Origin of the sequence: Mycobacterium persicum (genome assembly GCF_002086675.1) — a bacterium.
Classification (GTDB): Bacteria; Actinomycetota; Actinomycetes; order Mycobacteriales; family Mycobacteriaceae; genus Mycobacterium; species Mycobacterium persicum.
In genome coordinates this window covers 36,590-54,828 of record NZ_MVIF01000008.1, presented here as the reverse complement: position 1 = coordinate 54,828, position 18,239 = coordinate 36,590, and the positions used below count along the sequence as shown (strand labels likewise).

Genomic DNA, 18,239 nt, shown 5'->3' with positions numbered 1-18,239 from the left:
TGTGTCGGTCTGGGCAATGATCCGTAAAGGAGACAAAAGCACCCCCTTCGGGGAGCAGCGATCGACGTGATGACCGCGATATCTTTCGGCCATGCCGTCTGTTGCGACGAGCTAGTCGACGATTTCCTCGCCGACACCAGGCTCACCCGATCCGCCGTACGGAGAAAGAGATTCCCACCATGGCCGCGGTTCTCGGCTCCTACCTGACCATCATCGGCTTTACCCTGGCGATTCTGAGTCCGGTGCTCATCGCGGCACTCATCAGCGGGTTCCACGCGTACACCGACTGGAGGCGCGCAGACCTGCCGAGGCAAGGAATCCTGGACCGGCTCGGGTCGGGGCCACGACCAAAGCTGGTCCTGATCCACGCGCCGGGCGGTTACGGCAAGAGCACCGTCGCCAAGCAGTGGGTCAAAACTCTCACCAAGCAGAAAGTGAAGACCGCATGGTTGGCTATAGATAGCGACGACAACAACGCGGTTTGGTTTCTCACTCACCTGATTAAGGCGGTCCGCGCTACCCTCCCAGAACTTGCTGACACGCTACAGCAAGAATTCGAAGGGCATTTGGAAAATGTACAACAACATGTCCTTTACGCCTTGCTCCATGGCCTACATTCCGATAAACAAACCCTCGCGCTGGTGATCGATGATTGGCATCTGGTGGACAACAGCGAGACGATGAACGCATTGGCGTACTTAATTGAGAATGGCTGCCATCACCTACATTTGGTTGTCACAAGTCGTACGCGTTCTGGCCTTCCGCTCGACGGGTTGGCGGCCCAGGGGGAGCTCACAGAAATCGACGAGTCACTTCTCAAGTTCGATATCGACGAGTCCCGGGCGCTGCTGGTCAAGCGACGCGGTCTCAAACTCACGCCCGCCAATGTCGCCGAACTCGAGGAGTCCACCGGCGGACGGGCCGCCGCCCTGCAACTGGCGTCCTTGTCGCTTCGCGACCAGGCTGACCCGGCCGCGCTCATCGAGAATCTGTCCGGGCGACATGACGCACACGAAGCAATAGACGACTATTTGGCGTCCAACGTCTTAAACAGCCTTGAGCCGGATCTCCTCGATTTCCTGATGTCGACCTGCGTCACCAACCAGATCTGCAGCGGGTTGGCGACGGCGCTCACCAATAACCACAACAGCCAGGGCCTCCTCGAAGAGATTGAAAAGCGCAATCTATTCCTGCGCAGGATCGATGCTAAAGGATCGTGGTTTCAATATCATGACCTGTTCGCCGAGTACCTGCTGCATCGCCTCGAGCGTGACGCGGTTGACCGCATACCGGGGCTACGCCGCCGAGCCGCGCAGTGGTTTATCGAACACCAGATGCTCAGCCCGGCCGTCGATCAGTTGCTGCTCGCCGGCGACGCACGGCAAGCGGTCGACGCTGTCGAGCAGGCGGCCGGGGATCTGCACGAACAGAACAAGATGCATACGTTGATCGGGCTTGCGGCCAAGTTGCCGGCGCAATACGCCGAGGTGCGCCCCAGGCTGCAGGCAGACCTTGCCTGGGCGAACGTTGCACTGAGCCGCTCGGCGGGGGTGCTGGAAGCGCTTCGATTGGCTGAGAACGCCGTCGACTCGGTTCCGAGCGATCAGGCCGGCGACCTGCGCGCCGAATTGGACCTCCTTGTCGCAATACTCGCCGCCTTCCAGGATCGCGTCCACCCCTTTGCCGATGTCGCGGTACAGGCATGTGTGGACCGGGCCGATACACTGCGCCCCTGGATTCTTTGCCGCGCAGCCGATCTCGCCTCATTTTGTGCGCTTCGAGTATGGGACTTCGATGACGCGCTTCGCTGGCAGAAGTGGGCAGGACCATTCCATCAGAAGACCTCCGGCGCACTCAGCGTTACCTACGGACACTGTCTTGCCGCGATCGCCGCGAACGAGCGGCTCGACGTCGCCGGCGCCGAAGCGCACCTGCGACAAGGCATCCGAATCGCGCTGCTGCCGTCCGGTCGCCCCACCTATATCGCCAAGCTCGCCGGCTCGTTGCTGGGGCAGCTTCTCTACGAACGCGGTCAACTCGACGAAGCCGAGGCATTGCTCGACGACGCCTACGAACTCGGCGCCGAGGGTGGAATCGTCGACATCATGTTCGCGACATTCGGGACGGGAGCACGGCTGAAAATGGCGCGCGGCGACAAGCCCGCCGCAGACCGTCGTATCGCCGAAGGCCTGGAAATTGCAGCCGCAGCGCGACTACCACGACTCGAAGCTCGCCTCATTTATGAGCGGGTTCGATTAGCCGCGATGTCGACCGACGAGATCGACGAGGGGCTCGCTGCGCGAGTCATGGGTCAAAGTGCACAAGCACTCGACGGAATCGGCTACGAGACAGCCGAACTCAGGGAAGACTCACAAGTCCGACTGCTCCTGCGCGACGGCAGCCACTCGGCGGTCGGGGCAGCTTGCGAGCGGGCCCGCGCCCAACTTCGTCATGTCGACCAGGGCAAGCGCCCGCGTGCACACCTGGGCGCCACGCTCCAATTGGCGCTCTGCCTCTCGACAGCTGGCGAGACCGACGAAGCGCGGCGCGTCCTAGCGCCAGCGCTGAGAACCTGTGCCGCGCTTGGATTTAGCCGATTGCTCATCGACGAGGGACCGCAGCTGCTCCGCCTCGCGCAGGACACCGCGGCAACAGAGGAATTCAGTTCCTCCGATCCGGCGTCACAGTGTGTCCGGGATTTCGTGTCAAGTACGGCGGCGTCGAATATGGCGGCATCGCTTAAGGTCTCAACCGTCTAGGGCGCGGAATCGCGGCTGACTCGAAGTCCACCCGCGGCAGCCGGCGATGTCGGCTCCAGTTCCCCGGGCCATCGTGGCATACAGCTCTCGGTCGCCGCGCGGCACTGGTGGCGGCCCCTCGCCTGCTGAGAATGCTTTTCAAGACCGAGTTTTCGACGTCATCGGCTATTCGTCGTTGATGAGGGTTCCTGTGGGTAGCAACGCCTGCCGCCAAGCCTCACGTACTGCTGTGAGCGCTTCCACCGCGGAGATGCTGAGGCGGGTTTGGCCGGCCCGCTGTGACTGCCAGTCGGCGTCGGACGCGGCGCGGTTGAACAGGTGCGGCGCCGGGGGCTTGTCGGTAGGTCCGTATCGGCGGAACAGCTCGGCAGCGGTCGCGTCGATTGCGCCGAGCCGGCTTAGCGCCCAGAGGTCCCAGAGGTCGCGAGGTGCGAGTCGGTCTGCCCATCTCGCGGTCTTTGATGCGGCGAACGCGGGCAGGCCCGGGATACTGGCCGAATCGAACGCCGCGCACGGTAGCCTCCGCGCAGCCCCGGCGGTTGGGATGGGGTCGGCGCGGCACGCTAATGGTGATGCGGCGGTTGCTCGTCGCGGAGCCGGCTCTCGTCCCACGCCGAGCGCACCTGCTCCTCGTCGCCGAACCTCTCCAGATCCTCGGCCGTGACGTGCTGCCGCGGTTTCGGCGCGGTCGGTCGTGGGCTGGGGGGCTCGGTGGGCACGAGGCGATTGTCTCAGTTTTGGGCGGAAAGTTCCGCCGCCGGCCTGACCTCGTTAGCACGGATGCGGCCGGCCGCCCTGCGCCGCCTACTGGCGGTGTTGCAGCAGGGCTTCGGCCGACCGCCCGGTCTATTACGCGTCCCAGCTCGTCAGGTCGCGGGCTGGGATGCCGTGGTCGGCGCAGTAGGTGGTGTAGCGCTCGATGGAGGTCTTGTGGTTCTCCTGCCACAGGATGGTGTTGTTCTCGTCGATGAACAGCAACTCGCCAACGATGACGAAGAACACCTCGGTATCCTCCACACTCTCTGGGGTGTGCCTGGAGCCGGCCACCTCGTAGACGGTGTCGCCGGCGCGGGAGACCCAGTTGTTTTCCTGGTAGCACCAAGCCCCGGATACGGTGTGCCCGATCACGATGCCGGTGTGGTAGTGAGGGGGCAGCTCGAGCCCGCCGGGAAACTTCATCGAGACGATGATCTCGCCGCGAACCGGGTCGACCTTCCAGTACTTGAGGAACACCTTGTCGGTGAGCGGGGTGAAGGGGATCCAGGGATTGTCGGCGCCGCTCATGTAGTTGACGTCGAGCTCTTGCAGCGTTTGCATCGGGGTGCTCCTTGCTTCTTCATCGTTGGTGGCCAATCGGCCAACTGACTGAAACGGTAAGGGCGGCTGCGGCTAATTCCTTGGCGCGCGACGCTAAGGTTGGTGCGCCCGCTTGTGTTCACGTCACAGTGCGAGCGGATGGAGCCACGCCGGCTTGCTCACCCGTGACGAAGGCTCAGGATGCTTTGCCCGAGCGGCTGGTCAACCGGTGGCGCGGCGCCACGAGGTGCACTGCCCTGCCGCGGAATCTCTTACACCCGAGGGCAATTGGTTGTGGTGAACGGTTCGGAGGCAGGTCACGGTTCGGCGGCGCGGCGCTCGCGGATGAGCCCCGGCAGCGTGGGCAGTAGCACCAGGGCCACCGCGAGGTCGAGGCTGTCGGTGTCGATGCTGCGACCGAGGATCTTTTCGGCTTGGTCAACGCGGTAGCTGACCGTGTTGGGATGCACGGTGAGCCGCTGCGCCGTTCGGACCCGGCTGCGGTTCTCCTGCAGGTACACCGACAACGTCGTAGCCACCCGGTAGGTCGCCTCGTCGTCGGTGGCCAGCGGACCAAGCACCCGATGGACGAACGACGCCGCGTGTTCGGCGTCGCAACTGGCCAGCGCGGCGACCGCAACGTCCCGGTAATGCGTCAGCGTGCCGGCGCGGGCGCCGGCCAGCGACGCGACCCGACGGGCATTGGATGCTTCGATATGACTGCGGCGGAAGCCCTTCAGTCCATGTCCGGGCTCGCCGATACCGACGCGAACACCATCCGGAAGTGTGGGCCGACGTGTCGAGACGCCTGTGGTGTCAAAACCGGCTGTGCCAATGTCGCTTCGCCAGCTAAACCAGCCGAATGCCACCAGAGAGCCGCCCGGGTGGATCAGGGTTGTGTCGGCCCGCATCTCGCGTGCAAGCGTGGTGAGCGCCCCGTTCAGCGGTGACTGAGCGTCGCGGTGCTCCGGTGCCGAATCGACCCAGGCGACCACCCCGACGTGGTGGCGATTGACGTCGTAGCGCAACCGTTTGGACGCCCGCTGCGGGTCACGCTCGCGTCTCGCCACAATGTCGTCGATGGCGTCCGTGCGGGCCGCGGCGGTGTTACGCAGCCAGATCTCGCGTTCGGCCTCATAGGCCTGCTCCGCGCGGTTCAAGGCCGCGTCGACGTAGCCGAACATCCAACTGGTGGCGAGTCGAAACGCCAATGCCTGCTGCGTCCGGTCGGTGGCGGCCGCCGTGATCCGGTCCCACATCCACTGCCACAGCAACGTTTGGGCCAGCCGGTAAAACCGCATCAAATTGGCCAGCGGAATCTGGCGCACCACGCCTGCTCGGGCAATGGCCAGGGTCGGTGCGGGCAATTCGACGTCGCGAGGGTCACCGGCCACGTCGATGATGTCGGCCAGTTGGCGGATGCCCGCCTCGGTGCTGACCGTGTTCTCCCTGACGGACTGCGGGTCGGGAAATAGGACCGGCATCTCCGTCTGCATCTGGGTGACGCACCGTTGCGCCAATTCCGCGGCGGCAGCACGCAGTTCGGCGGCTATCGGGCGCAGCAGCTCCTTCCAGACGTTCTCGGCGTCTGGCTCACGTAGTGGTTCCCACGCGGGTTCCATGGCGGCTTAACATACTCCGTTGTGACTACGTCACAACGGAGATCGGCAATGTTGGTGCGAGGAACGAGCCGGCGCCCGCCGCGGCGTGTCGACGTATCCGACGCCGAGCGATGACACGATTCGCCGACGCCGCCATCGCCCGGTTCAGCCGGGTAGACCTTGTGGTCAAGCCCAGCCGACGCGATGAAGGACAGACAGTCGTGACACCGGGACCGGGTGCGCGAATGCGATGAACAGGTTGGGTCTGCACAGCTGGAGTGATCCGAGAGAACCTGTTTTGCGCCATCCTCGGTGCCCGGGGGTAAAAGCGGGACCGCGGGGGGTGCGTTTGTAATCCGCTCACAATCTTCGGGATCGCTGTTGGCGCGCCGGCACGAGCTTTCATAGCCGTTGCGCGGCTAGCTTTTTCGCCCATGATCAAGCACGGCGCCGCCGCCGCGCCTGTGGTCTGGGCCTTCGAACAACTACCCACGCAAGGACACGCCATGAACCTGATGTCACCTGTCGAGTCGATGATGTTTCTCGCCGAGTCGCCCGGCCACCCTATGCATGTCGCCGGGTTGCAGCTGTTCGATCCGCCGCAGGACACCGGGCGGGAATTCGTCCGCGAGTACTACGAAGGGCTCCGGGCATGTGACGATGTGCAGCCTCTTTTTCGCAGGCGTCCAGCGACGCTGCCAGGAGGGCTGAGTGCCGCATGGTCGTCGGCGACCGACATCGACCTCGACTACCACGTGCGGCACTCGGCACTGCCCGGCCCCGGGCGGGTAAGGGAACTGCTCGAACTGGTATCGCGTCTGCAGTCCGGCATGCTCGACCGGCACCGTCCGTTGTGGGAAACCCATGTCATCGAGGGACTCGCCGACGGACGCTTCGCCGTGTACACCAAGATCCATCACGGCCTCGTCGATGGGATATCGACCATCAACTTTCTCCAGAATTCGCTCAGTGCGGATCCACTCGACCGAGAGATCCGTGCGCCGTGGGCGTCGCCCATTCGAACCGACGAGCACGCCGGAGCTTCGTCAAAGCTGCAAACCCTGGCCAGCACAATCAAATCGGCCCCGCGCCTTGGAGCCTCGACCCTCCGTTTGGCGCGTTCCGCTGTGCTCGAACAGCAGATGACCCTGCCGTTCCAGGCGCCGCGAACCATGCTCAACGTCCCGATCGGCGGCGCCCGACGCTGCGCTGCCCAGTCGTGGTCGTTGCAGCGCATCAAAGACGTCAAGAATGCCGCGGGCGTCTCCGTCAACGACGTGGTGCTTGCGATGTGTGCGGGCGCTCTGCGCGGGTATCTGACCGATCAGCACGCATTGCCCGAAAAGCCGTTGGTGGCAATGGTTCCGGTCAGTCTGCGCACTGCCGGCGACGCCGCAGGCGGCAACGCGGTCGGGGCGGTGCTGGCCAATCTGGCCACGCACGTCGACGACCCCGCTCAGCGTCTGGCCGCAATCAGCTCGTCCATGCAGCAGAACAAGGCAGTCCTCGCCGAGATGCCCAGGCCGCAGGCGATGGCGTTGGGAATGATGTTGCTCTCGCCGGTGGTGCTGGGCGGAGTGACGGGAATGTCAGCGACGCGACCGCCATTCAACGTGTGCATCTCGAACGTGCCAGGTTCCCGAAACCCGCTGTATGCCAATGGCGCTCGTCTGCAGAGCAACTATCCGATGTCGATCGCGGCAAATGGCCAAGCGCTCAACATCACACTGGTCAGCAGCGCCGACAGCCTCGACTTCGGTCTGGTGGGATGCCGCAATGCCATGCCGCATCTGCAGCGGATGCTGGCACATCTGGAGACGTCACTCAAAGACCTGGAGCGTGCCGTCCACTACACGACGGCGTGACTGCCGATCGCTCGGGCGACCATTTCGCCGTCCTGGAAAACCTCCGCCTCCGAAGCGACGACGCGGCGACCGGCCTTGGTGGTGCGCGCAACGCAGGTCAGCAGTGTCCCGGGAACCGCGGGCCGCAGGTACTGAATCGTCAAGTCGAAATGCGGAGCCGTCAGCTGTTCATCGAGTGCGGAATGGACCGCCAGTCCGGTGGCCGCGTCCAGAAGGGCCGCGAGGAATCCGCCGTGGACCGTTCCGCGTTCATTGCAATGCTCTGCCGTCGGCATCGCCTGCACGACGGCCTGCTGCTCGTCGGATGGCCCGTACCGGAAGCCGAGAAGTTCGGCGAAGTGACGCTTCATCGGCGCGTCAGCCCGCTGGTCGGGAAGATCCTGCCAATCGGCCGGAACCGACGCCGTCCACATCGGTGAGCGCTTCGCCCGATAGGCCGCAACCGCCTCGCTGCTGTCATCACGCCCCATCAGTCGTCGATGAAGGTGGGTCTCCAACCCGGCCACCTGCCGTGGCGCATAGCCATTGGTCGCGGTGTCCCATAGCAGCCGCTTGGACAGCGCGGCGGACATGGGCGCCACGTTCTCGACGATGTCCGCCGCGATGGTCATGGCATGTTTCAGGACCTCGGTACCCGGCACGGCGGCAACGGCGATGCCCATTCTGGCGACTTCGGTACCGCTGACTGTTCGGCCGGTCAACAACAGGTCGGCCGCGGTGGCCAGCCCGGCCAGACGCTGAAGCGTCCAATGCGACATGCAGTCGCCGATCACGCCACGCCGCGATTGGACGACACCGTACTTGGCTTCCTCGGCGACGACGCGGATGTCGGTCTGAAGCGCCAGGGTGAACCCGATGCCGATAGCGTGGCCGTTCATGGCCGCGATCACCGGCTTGCGAAGCTCGAACGCCGCCGGCTGGACCGGAGATGCGGAGAAGTCGCTGTGCGTAGGTGAGTCGAACGGATCGGCGTCGCTCATGTCGGCGCCTGCGCAGAACGCCGATCCCGATCCGGTCACCACGATGACGCGCACCGAGTCGTCCCCGTCGCAGCAGCGATAGGCTTCGCCGAGCCGGCGGCCGATCTCGGGGGTGTAGGCGTTGAGCGCGTCGGGTCGGTTCAGGGTAAGCACGGCCACGCCGTTGCGGACTTCCTGTCTGAGGACGTCGTGCATCTCAGTAGGTGGCGGCACGGGTGGCCACCTTGCCGCTGGAGTCCGTCCGGAACAGGGCGTCGTTGTAATGGCATCCCGCCGGCACGAAGTGAAACGTCTTCTCCTCGGCGAACTTGTAATACAGCACCCGCCGGCCGGCGTTGGCGCCGGTGGGCGGCGGTGTGCTGTGCATGGTGTCGCCGTAGTGCAATGTCAGGTCGCCCGGCTGGGTCTCCAACCTGACCACCGGAAGGGCGCCCTCCTGACCCCACTGCATCCAGTGCTTGGTGTAGCGGTGCGAGCCGGCCAGCACCATGAGTTGACCGTTGACGGCGTCGGCGACGTCGAGTTGTATGCCCGCCTGAACCAGGGGACACATCACCGGGTGGCCGCCGATGCCGTCGTCGACGTGCCAGCCGAGGTCACCGTCGCCCTGGACTACGTGGGAGTTCTTGATGAAGACCATCGGGCCGTCGAGGCGGTCGTCGCATACTCTCAGGTTCGGGTTGGCCAAGCGAGCGAAGTGGGTCAGGCGCTCGTCGAAGCAGAGTTGTTGCAGCGCATCCGAATACCGGCCGAGGTAGTTGATCCGGGTCACCACCTCCTGGCGGTCGGCGTTGACCGACCACCACGAGAACGGATCGCCGGGTTCGGCGCGGGCCCGCGCCTGCTCCACTTCCACAGCCAGAGTTTCGGCTTCGGAGGCGGTGTAGACGCCGCGAAGATGCAGGTATCCGGCAACCTCGAAGAAGTGCTGCATCTCGTCCTCGTCGTCGTCGGGGGCAAACGACCGGTGCAGATCCAGCGGTCGGCCGTCGGCGCCGACGAGAGAGTCCCACACCGCGTCGCTGTAGATCGGCATGCCGCTCAACAGCGTTCGGATGGCCGGCTCCCAGCGCCGCCAGCCGTCCACCGAGCCGCGGATGACCCGTGCCCGGTCGGTGCGCACCGATCCGCTGGCGGTCAGCAGGGCATGGAGGAACTCCGAGAAGGTCGCCTCGTCCAACTGGACCAGGGTGGCGGCCTCAGCGTCACCGGCGACGGCTTCGACTCCGTGCGGTATTGCTCGCCAGGTGAAGGTGGTGCCGTCGGGAATGCGGAAGGCCAGGGGAGGCGCGCCCGCGAGGTCGTCGACCACCATGAACCCATGCCGGCTGTTGAGGGCGGGCAGCTGCGCGAGGTGGAAGTCGGTGAACGAGTAGGGCGCAAACGAGCCCGCGATTGCGTCGACCCACGGCAGCCCGGTGCCGGCCCGGTCCGTTCCCATTTGCCCTCCGTGTTACTAAGCAACACAGATGTTTTTCTTTACACTACGGAGCATGGCGTCTTCGGTCAAGGAAATCCAATCCGTGCGCAATGCCTGTCGGGTTCTGGAATTCATTGCGAGCCGCCAGCCCGTCGGCGTCAGCGACATTGCCCGCGCGACCGGAATCGACAAGAGCGCGGTGCATCGCCTCGCGGTCACCCTGAATGCGGCGGGCTGGCTGGACCGCACCGCCGAGGCTCGCTGGACCATCTCACCGATGCTGTCCGGCACGCTTCCGAAGTCGGCGACGCGCTCGCTGACCGAAGCCGCGCGGCCGCTGCTGGAACGCGCGCGCGACCAGACCGGAGAGACGGCGATGCTCGTCATCCCCGACGGGGAGCGCCTGCTCATCGCGGCGATCGCGGAGAGCCACCACACGCTGCGGGTGTCCGTCCGAGCGGGAGTGGAAATGCCGGCCCGCAGCAGTTCGGCGCTGCGGATCCTGGCCGCACATGCCTCACCGGCGGATTTGGCTGTCTACCGGCAGGTCGACCCGGGGCTGACGGAAAAGGCACTCGCGGCGGCCCGCGAGCGGGGGTGGGCGGTCAACGACGCCGAACTCAGCGACGACACCCGCGCCGTCGGTGTGGCGCTGCTGGGTCCGGGAGGCCAGCCGGTGGGGGCACTGGTGTTGTGCGGTCCCGCCACCCGATTCACCCGCCGCGACATCGAACCGTACGGCAAGCTCGTCGCCACCCTGGCCGCCGGCTGGGCTCCTGCGCTGCGAAATCCCAACCACACGCCTCGCGCTCCTTCAGGCCGAAACCGTGCACCGAAGTAGCTCGAAAGCCGTTTGGGCACAGTGGATTACGGCACGGCGCCATAGTCGGAGTAGAACCCGCGGCCACTCTTGACTCCGAAGTCCCCGCGAGCCAGGTATTCGCGCAGCAGCAGGCGCGGGCCTTCGGGTATGCCGTCGCGGACCTGCGCGTAGTGCTCCTCGACGTCGAGCACCACGTCGAGGCCGACCTGATCCATCATGCGGAATGGGCCGGCGGGTGAGCGGAAGACGTCCTGAAAGATCCGGTCGACCTCCTCGGGCGTCGCCACTCCCTCCTGCACGACCATCAGCGCCTCACGTTTGATGGCGGCCCAGATGCGGTTGAAGATAAAGCCGACGCTTTCCCGCCGCACCTCGAACGGCGCCAGCCGGTAGCGGGGCAGAAGTTGTTTCAGCGCGTCGATGATGGTGCTGTCGGTCGCCCCGCAGGACATCAATTCGACACTGTTGGCAAGTGGGGGCATCAGGAAATGCATGTGCAACAGCCGCTCGGGGTGCTTGACGGCGCCGGCCATCTGGCTGCTCGGATACGACGACGAGTTGGTCGCCACGATCGTGTCCCGGTCGGCGAGTTCGTCGACGGCGGCCAGCAGCTTCCGCTTGATCGCGAGATCCTCTGCCACCGACTCGATGATCAGCCATGCCCCGCGAACGGCATCCTCGAGCGGGGTGACGACCTCAACGGTTCCCGGCGGCCCGGTCACGGCGAGCATGTCGCGCACCTGCGGTAGCTGGTCGGCCACGAAGCGCTTGGCTGATTCGGCGCGATCCGGGGTGCGGTTGTAGATGTGTACCCGGCTGCCGCCGAGGGCGAACATCAGGGCGATACGAGCGCCGAGCGTACCTGCTCCGAGGACCAGAACGGGACGTTGTTCGATGTCGCCGGGAATCGCGGAGGACCTCGAGTGCTCGGTCGCCGCACCGCTATTCTCATCGCCGATCCTGTCTGTGTTCATGCCCTGCCCCATTGCCGTTGACGTGGTTGTGCCGCGGCGAGCAACCGCCCAGCTCTATGTACCTAATGGTCGCAAGGCGTCATGGTGACCGCGACGCCGAGGCACGTGCGCCCGGCGAGAGTCAGTTGTCGCTTACAGCTCGCAGCGCTCGTGTGGCGCAGGGTCGTAACACGTCGGGGTCCCATGCGGGCAATAGGGGAGGCTGTGGTCAGCGGTTTTTCGCCAGCCCCGGCGAATCAGCCTTCTCGCCAGATACCGTGCAGCCTGCATTCCCTGCCCCCTGGTGTATTGAGGTCCGGAATATTCGATGCCGTAGTAGGCGTCGTAGATATCCTCGGCGAGGGCGTCGATGAGTCTCCTTACTTCCGGTGGGGTGCTCATGGATGGAGAGTTCCCAATTAGGCATGAGCGAAAAACTGCGACGCTGATCCATGCTTCGATGCGCCCGCGCGTGCCGCCGGACCGCTCGGCCGGTGGTGGCGTCACGTTCGACGCAGCGCGCTCATGTGTCGGCCGCCAGCCGGGCGACCGCATCCGTGAGGGCCTCGACGCTGAGCGGCGTGCCGGTGATCAGCGAATGCACGGTGGCGCCGTCGAGAAACACCGTGACTGCTTCGGCGGCTCGTCGGCCGATGCGTGGTTCGAGCAGCGCGACCAGGCCCTCCGGCCACAGCCGGGCGAGGGACTGCAATTCCGGCCGGTGACTTGCCGCGACGTACAGCTCGCTCAGCGTGCGGTGCCGGTCCGGGTCGGTCAGGTATTCGGCGGTGAGCCGCGCCAGGGTGACCGGAAGATCGGTGGCCCGGTCGAGATCGCGGCGCCACAGCTCCAGCCAATCTGCCGCGCTCGTCGCGGCGTGGGCGAGTGCGGCTTCGCGCAGCACCCCGAGGTCGCTGAAGTAGTAAGTCGTCGACCCGACCGGAACATCGGCCTCCGCGGCGATCCGGCGGTGCGTCAGTTCCCCGAGGCCGTGGCGGGCGATCACCCGCCCGGCTGCCTCGATGATCGCCTGCCGGCGCCCGACCGGGTCGCGGGGACGGCGGTGCGATTCCGCGGTCAATGCGCCCCGGCAAGGTTCAACGTGAGCACCCCGCCGATGATCAGCCCGACGCCCAGGACCTTTGCCAGCGACACCGGCGAGCCGAGGAACAGCACGGCGATCAGCACGATGGCGGCCGTGCCGATCGCCGACCACAACGCATAGGCGACGTCGGTCTGCATGCCGCGCGCGATTGACAACGCCAGCAAAGCGAACGCGACGGCGTAGCCGGCCAGACAAACCACGGTCGGCCACAGCCGGGTGAACCCTTCGGTGCTCTTGAGCAGACTGGTCGCCACCACCTCGGCGAAGATTGCGCAGAACAGAAACAGATAAGCCAACACACCTCCTCGTGTACGAATGTACATGTACAAATGTACATTACATATCTAGTTTTGGTGTATCGGGCCCCAATACGCGACACTGGGGCGATGCGTCCCTGGATCGTCTGGGCTGTCGGGCTGGTGGCCTACATTGTCGCCGTCCTGGACCGCACGACGCTGGGCGTCTCCGGTATGGAAGCGGCACAGCGCTTTTCCGCCAGTCCCGGAGTGCTGTCGACCTTCGTCGTGCTGCAGGTTGTGGTCTATTCGGGCACCCAGATTCCCGCCGGAGTGCTGCTCGACCGATTCGGCTCCCGCGCGCTGATCGTCAGCGGCGCCACCCTGATGGCCGCTGGCCAGTTCGTCTTGGCGTTCACCGGGTCGCTGCCGACGGCTATTGCCGCGCGCGCGGTTGTCGGCCTGGGCGACGCGGTGATCTTCATCTCCGTGCTGCGCCTGGTCTCGTACTGGTTCGAGCCCAGACGTGTCCCGCTCGTCACCCAGCTGACCTACATCTGCGGTCAGCTCGGGCAGGTGCTGTCGGCCGTGCCGTTCTTGGCGATACTGCTCGGCGACGGCTGGACCACCGCTTACGCGTCGGCTGCCGCCCTGGGCGTGATGTCGGCAGCGCTCAGCCTGGCGCTGGTGAGCAACGCCCCGAAGGGACATCCGGTAGCGAACCAACGCGCCACGCTGCGCGACACCGTGGCCGGCATCAAGACGGTATGGTCGCGCCCGGGCACCCGGCTGGGCTTTTTCACCCACATGACCACCCCGTTCTCGCTCGCGGTGTTCGCATTGATGTGGGGTGTGCCGTATCTGACCAAGGCCCAAGGGCTTTCGACTCAACTCGCCGGTACGCTACTGACCGTATCGGTGGTCGCGGCCATCGCCTCGGGGCTCGTCGTGGGCATCCTGACCGGCCGCTACCCGCACCGGCGGTCCACCATGGCACTGAGCATCATTGCCGGCAACGTCGTGGTCTGGACCGTCGTGCTGGCGTTGCCGGGGCGCGCTCCGCTGTGGTTGCTGGTCGTGTTGGTCGTCGTCATCTCCGTCGGCGGTCCGGCGTCGATGATCGGGCTGGACTTCGCGCGGACGTTCAACACCAGTGCGACCCTGGGCACCGCCAAGGGCATTGTCAATATGGCCGGCTCCTTCGCTGGCCTGGTGGTCATACAGGCGATGGGAATGATCCTCGAGATCGCCGACGACTATTCGTTCAATTGGTTCCGGCTGGCCTGGACGGTGCAATATCCCGTCTGGGCGCTGGGGATCGTCGGCATCGCGGTCACGCGTCGAAAAGCGCACCTAATCAAGCGAATTGCGATACAGGATCTCGTTGCAGGCAGCGCCGAGGTAGTGGGGCGTCGGCGTAACGCCGCCATAGGCAGCGCCGTTAGCGGGGAGTTACGCCATGTGTGCCGGACTCGAAATTGTCGCCAGGTGCCTTGCCGCGATTGCCTGCGACCGCTCGGCTCAGTGCTGACCAGCCGCGCGTCGTGCGACGTCGGCGGCGCTAATTGCTTCCAGCGCCAGACTGTAGCCGACGTTCTCGTCGATAATCCTTCTGAGCCTCTGGGTCAACGCCGTGCGGGTGTAACTGCTGGTCAGCGGCGGTAGTTTCGCGAGGCCGGCGGCGATTTCGTGGGCTCGACTCAGCAGCTGCTCACCGGGCACGATTTCGTTCACGACGCCCCACGACTGGGCGGTCTGCGCGTCCAGCACCTGGCGAGTCAGCAGAAAATACCGACCACGGATGCTCCCGATCACCTCCGGCCACAACAGGTTTACGCCGTCTCCCGGCACGAATCCGAATTCGAGATGCGGTTTGTCCTGGAATACGGTTTGGGGTGTGGCCAACACGATGTCACACAGCAATATGTATTCCGAATGCAGCAGTACCGGTCCGTTGAGCGCGGCGATCATCGGGGCCTCGATGTCGAGGATGTTCATCAGAGTTTTCTTGCCCGCACGGTAGATCTTGTCGAAGCCGGCCGGCGAGAAGAAGTCGAGGCCCTCGGTGTCGACGGTATCCATGAACGCGTCACCGGACCCGGTCAAGATGACGACCCGGTTTTCCCGGTCCTGGCCGACTTGATGGAACAGGTCGACGAATTGCTCATCCGTATAACCGTTGAACACCAATTTGTCCCCGTTGGTGTGCAACGCGATCTCTAGCACGCCCGCTTCGTCACGCGTTAGCCGCGCGTTCGGGAACGCATCGCGATAGGACTCAAAGCTTGCTGGCATACCGATACTCCTGGCTTGACGACGAACCCGAACCCAACTGGTGGAACCTCACCGGGCGCGACCAGCACGGATCATCGCCCGAGCGATCAAACAGAATGCTAGACCTGCCAACGTGCGGCGCTTCGCTATGAAACGCGGTTAATTGTCATGCAGCAAACGCACGCAAGCCAAGGCGCGCCCGCTGCCGGGGTTGCAACGGGTTGCCGGTGAGCAACGCATGCAGCTGCGGTCCGGCTACCGAGAGTCGCCATGACCGTCACGATCTTCGCGGCCGGGTGGCTGCCCCAGGCCGCCGTCACCGTAGTAGCCCAGCCGAAGCAATGCGGTGATCTCGCCGACCAACGGCATCCGCGGGTTGGTGCGGTTGCTCAGATCCTCGAAGGCCGTCATCGCCAACGCCGGCAGCGCCGCGAGAAACACCTCTTCGTCGACGCCGAACTCGCGCAACGACCGCGGCATCGTCAGGCGGTCCAGCAGGTCGTCGACCCCTTGGAACAACCGGCGGCGGCACTCGTCGGGCTCGTGGCCGCCGAAGATCAGCTGGCCCAGCTGCGCGTACTTGTCCGGGGCGATATACGCCGAATATCCGGGCGCCGGCATGAATTTGGTTGGCAGGCTTGCGTTGTAGCGCAGCACATGGGGCAGGAAAATGCCGTTGGCCCGGCCGTGCGAGATCCCGAATTTCGCGCCGACGGCATGGGCGAGCGCGTGGTTGGTGCCGACAAACGCATTCGAAAACGCAAGTCCGGCAAGGGTAGCCGCATTGGACATGGCGGTGCGCGCGGACAGGTCGTCGGGATGCTCATACGCTCGCGGTAGTGCGTCGAAGATCAGCCGCGCCGCCTGGGCGCACAACGCATCGGTATAGGGCGAGGCGAAGATCGAAACGCCGGCCTCCAGCGCATGGGTCAGCGCGTCGATGCCGGTGTCGGCGGTGAGCTGCCGCGGCATCGACGAGGTCAACACCGGGTCGACGATCGCCAGATCGGGCACCAGGCTGTAGTCGGCCAGCGTCTCCTTCTTGCCGCGCACCGTCAACACCGCCGCCGGCGACACTTCCGACCCGGTGCCCGATGGCGTTGGGACGGCGACCAATTGGACGCGATGACGATCGACCGGGTAGTCGGCTACCCGCTTGCGGGGGTCGAGGAACGGCATCGTCAGCTCGTCGAGGCTCTTCTCCGGGTGTTCGTAGAACAGCCGGATCGCCTTGCCGGCGTCCAGCACCGAGCCGCCGCCGACGGCGATCAGGAGATCGGGTTGCACCCGCGCCAGCAGCGCGACGCCGCGGCGGATGGTCGACTCGTCGGGCTCCGGGGTGACCTCGGCGAACACCTGCACGTGGTTGGTGCGCAACTTGGAGCGCAGCGTGTCGATCACGCCGCGCTCCTCGGTCAGGGCATCGGTCACCACAACGACGGTTTCGCAGTCCAGCTCGCGCAGGTTGTCCAACGCGCCTTCGTTGAAGTAGGTGTTGGACGGGACGCGGAACCACTGCGGCGGGGTGCGGCGGCGCGAGACGGTCTTGATGTTGAGCAGTTGCCGGTAGTTGACGTTCTCGGTGGTGCTCGACCCGCCCCAGGTGCCGCAGCCCAACGAGAACGTGGGCGTCAGGTTGTTGTAGACGCCTCCGAGCGCCCCGACCGACGTAGGCGCGTTGACCAGGATGCGGCCGGTGCGAACCGCCAAACCGTATGCCTCGATCACCTTTTCGTCGTTGGCGTAGACCGCCGAGGTATGACCTAGACCGCCGTGCTCGGTGACCAGCACGGCGACGTCGATGGCGTGCGCGACGCCGCGCGCACGCACCACCCCGAGTACGGGCATCAGCTTCTCCTGCACCAACGGGTGCGCGGCGAGTTCGTCCAGGTCGGACGGCAGCGCCGCCAGCAGCACCTTCACCGTCGGCGACACGCTGAACCCGGCCCGTGCGGCCAGTTCCGACGCCTTCTGCCCGACCGCCGCCAGCGAGATCTTGTCGCCGCAGCCGAACGCGAACTCGGCCACCGCCTTGGCCTGCTCGTGGGTGAGCAGCTGGGCGCCCATCCGCTCGAACTCGGCGATCACCTCGTCGTAGATCTCGTCGTCGATGACACAGGTCTGCTCGGCCGGGCAAATGACCGAGGAGTCAAAGGTTTTCGAGATGAGGATGTCGACGACGGCGCCCTTGAGGTCCGCCGTCTTGTGAATGTAGATGGGCGCATTGCCGGGCCCGACGGACAGGCCCGGCTTTCCGGCCGCATTCGCCAGCGCGACGATCTTCGGGCCACCGGTCACCCAGATGAAATCGACCTGCGGGTGTTTGAACAGGTAGTGCGTCACCTCGTGGGCGGCGTCGGGAATGACCTGCAGCGCCCCCGGCGGCATCCCCGCCGCCTCGGCCGCCGTGCGCAGGACAGCGAGGCTGCGTTCACACGAACGCACCGCATACGGTGACGGCCGGAACAGGATGGCGTTGCGGGTCTTGGCGGCCACGATCGCCTTGAACAGCACCGTCGAGGTCGGGTTGGTCACCGGGGTGATGGCCAGCACCACCCCGATGGGCTCGGCCACGTAGGCGATGTTGTGCTCGACATCCTCGTCGATGACCCCCACCGATTTCTTGTCGCGCAGGTAGTCGTGCAGGAATTCGGTGGCCACGTAGTTCTTGACCACTTTGTCCTCGAAGACGCCGAATCCGGTCTCCTCGATCGCCACACCGGCCAGTTCCCCCGCCGCGCGGACTCCGGCGCGCACCATCGCTTCGACGATCGCATCGACCTGCTGCTGGTCGAGCGTGCGGAATTCCCGGGCGGCCTGCGCCGCCGCGTCGACGATGGCGTCGACCTCGCGTCTGCGCTGCTCGTCGACCGCGGGTGCGTCGACGGGGGCGGGTTTTTCGGTGTGCGTAGTGGTCATGGTCGGAT

The 18,239-nt window shown here is 65.3% G+C and carries 14 protein-coding genes and 2 pseudogenes; 4 read left to right on the top strand and 12 right to left on the bottom strand.

The features are described from left to right. The first annotated feature begins 179 nt into the window (after window positions 1-179). Complete coding sequence (locus tag BST40_RS04630; RefSeq protein WP_083153596.1) at window positions 180-2,759, top strand: winged helix-turn-helix domain-containing protein; 2,580 nt, start codon at window positions 180-182, stop codon at window positions 2,757-2,759. 165 nt (window positions 2,760-2,924) lie between these two features. On the opposite strand, the gene BST40_RS04625 is transcribed toward BST40_RS04630, so the two are convergent. From BST40_RS04625 to BST40_RS04615, 4 genes are all read right to left on the bottom strand, one after another. Then, the gene (locus BST40_RS04625) at window positions 2,925-3,371 is read right to left on the bottom strand and encodes a nucleotidyl transferase AbiEii/AbiGii toxin family protein (RefSeq protein WP_116526583.1); all 447 of its coding nucleotides are present in this window, start codon (window positions 3,369-3,371) and stop codon (window positions 2,925-2,927) included. Continuing rightward, on the bottom strand, window positions 3,323-3,478 hold the full coding sequence (locus BST40_RS30715; protein ID WP_162877273.1) for a hypothetical protein: 156 nt from the start codon (window positions 3,476-3,478) through the stop codon (window positions 3,323-3,325). The genes BST40_RS04625 and BST40_RS30715 overlap by 49 nt, the downstream gene beginning before the upstream one ends. A gap of 130 nt (window positions 3,479-3,608) precedes the next feature. After that, complete coding sequence (locus tag BST40_RS04620; protein ID WP_083153594.1) at window positions 3,609-4,076, bottom strand: 2,4'-dihydroxyacetophenone dioxygenase family protein; 468 nt, start codon at window positions 4,074-4,076, stop codon at window positions 3,609-3,611. A gap of 296 nt (window positions 4,077-4,372) precedes the next feature. Continuing rightward, on the bottom strand, window positions 4,373-5,677 hold the full coding sequence (locus BST40_RS04615; RefSeq protein ID WP_075546535.1) for a PucR family transcriptional regulator: 1,305 nt from the start codon (window positions 5,675-5,677) through the stop codon (window positions 4,373-4,375). Between the two features lie 485 nt (window positions 5,678-6,162). On the opposite strand from BST40_RS04615, the gene BST40_RS04610 reads away from it, so the two are divergent. After that, the gene (locus BST40_RS04610; protein ID WP_075546571.1) at window positions 6,163-7,521 is read left to right on the top strand and encodes a WS/DGAT/MGAT family O-acyltransferase; all 1,359 of its coding nucleotides are present in this window, start codon (window positions 6,163-6,165) and stop codon (window positions 7,519-7,521) included. Here BST40_RS04610 and BST40_RS31470 read toward each other — a convergent pair. The 3 genes and pseudogenes from BST40_RS31470 to BST40_RS04600 all read right to left on the bottom strand — a co-directional run bounded on the left by BST40_RS31470 (window position 7,506) and on the right by BST40_RS04600 (window position 9,942). Further along, complete coding sequence (locus tag BST40_RS31470; protein WP_240316751.1) at window positions 7,506-7,871, bottom strand: PaaI family thioesterase; 366 nt, start codon at window positions 7,869-7,871, stop codon at window positions 7,506-7,508. The two genes, BST40_RS04610 and BST40_RS31470, sit on opposite strands and share 16 nt — an antisense overlap. A gap of 18 nt (window positions 7,872-7,889) precedes the next feature. Then, window positions 7,890-8,696 (bottom strand): annotated as a pseudogene (locus BST40_RS04605) (enoyl-CoA hydratase/isomerase family protein); the annotation flags it as partial. Window position 8,697: 1 nt separating this feature from the next. Continuing rightward, entirely contained in the window at window positions 8,698-9,942 is a 1,245-nt protein-coding gene (locus tag BST40_RS04600; protein WP_083153592.1) for a phytanoyl-CoA dioxygenase family protein, read from the bottom strand. Between the two features lie 52 nt (window positions 9,943-9,994). Between BST40_RS04600 and BST40_RS04595 the strand changes: the two genes are divergently transcribed. Beyond that, window positions 9,995-10,762: an IclR family transcriptional regulator gene (locus tag BST40_RS04595; protein WP_158006326.1), complete on the top strand. Its 768-nt coding sequence runs from the start codon at window positions 9,995-9,997 to the stop codon at window positions 10,760-10,762. 26 nt (window positions 10,763-10,788) lie between these two features. Here the strand turns inward: BST40_RS04595 and BST40_RS04590 are convergent, their stop codons facing one another. The 3 genes from BST40_RS04590 to BST40_RS04575 form a co-directional block, all read right to left on the bottom strand. Further along, a complete protein-coding gene (locus BST40_RS04590; protein WP_083153615.1) occupies window positions 10,789-11,718 on the bottom strand; it encodes a 3-hydroxyacyl-CoA dehydrogenase family protein in 930 nt (309 codons plus the stop codon). A 502-nt stretch (window positions 11,719-12,220) separates the two neighbouring features. After that, the gene (locus BST40_RS04580) at window positions 12,221-12,778 is read right to left on the bottom strand and encodes a TetR/AcrR family transcriptional regulator (RefSeq protein WP_075546531.1); all 558 of its coding nucleotides are present in this window, start codon (window positions 12,776-12,778) and stop codon (window positions 12,221-12,223) included. After that, on the bottom strand, window positions 12,775-13,098 hold the full coding sequence (locus BST40_RS04575) for a DMT family transporter (RefSeq protein WP_082275349.1): 324 nt from the start codon (window positions 13,096-13,098) through the stop codon (window positions 12,775-12,777). Before BST40_RS04575 ends, BST40_RS04580 begins: the two co-directional genes overlap by 4 nt. A 90-nt stretch (window positions 13,099-13,188) precedes the next feature. On the opposite strand from BST40_RS04575, the pseudogene BST40_RS04570 reads away from it, so the two are divergent. Then, window positions 13,189-14,424 (top strand): annotated as a pseudogene (locus tag BST40_RS04570) (MFS transporter); the annotation flags it as partial. 135 nt (window positions 14,425-14,559) lie between these two features. On the opposite strand, the gene BST40_RS31465 reads toward BST40_RS04570, so the two are convergent. Further along, window positions 14,560-15,333: an enoyl-CoA hydratase/isomerase family protein gene (locus BST40_RS31465; protein WP_075546529.1), complete on the bottom strand. Its 774-nt coding sequence runs from the start codon at window positions 15,331-15,333 to the stop codon at window positions 14,560-14,562. 234 nt (window positions 15,334-15,567) lie between these two features. Beyond that, entirely contained in the window at window positions 15,568-18,231 is a 2,664-nt protein-coding gene (gene adhE, locus BST40_RS04560) for a bifunctional acetaldehyde-CoA/alcohol dehydrogenase (RefSeq protein WP_083153590.1), read from the bottom strand. Window positions 18,232-18,239 lie beyond the last annotated feature (8 nt).